This window comes from Salifodinibacter halophilus (genome assembly GCA_012999515.1).
GTDB classification, from domain to species: Bacteria; Pseudomonadota; Gammaproteobacteria; order Nevskiales; family Salinisphaeraceae; genus Salifodinibacter; species Salifodinibacter halophilus.
In genome coordinates this window covers 1-251 of record JABEEB010000475.1, presented here as the reverse complement: position 1 = coordinate 251, position 251 = coordinate 1, and the positions used below count along the sequence as shown (strand labels likewise).

Sequence of the window (251 nt, the reverse complement as noted above, 5' to 3'; positions counted from 1 at the left end):
GAAGATGATGCGCACCCGCATCATCTTCTGCATTTCCGGACGGCGCAGGTCCAGGTAACGATAGGTCAGGCGGGTTTCCTCGCCGGCGTTCTCGTGGGCGTGGAACGGCAGCGGCTCGGGCTTGTTGAGCACTTCGATCTGCGCGGCCAGCACTTCGACCTTGCCGCTGCGGATCTTGTCGTTGGCCGCGCCGCGCGCGCGCACGGTGCCGGTCACGCGCACGCAGCTTTCCACGCTGAGGTCGCCGGCGC

The 251-nt window shown here is 67.3% G+C and carries 1 protein-coding gene; it reads right to left on the bottom strand.

The window, feature by feature from the left end; translation table 11 throughout:
• Positions 1-251: aspartate--tRNA ligase (locus HKX41_12510; protein ID NNC24958.1), on the bottom strand; the 251-nt coding region annotated here is incomplete at both ends.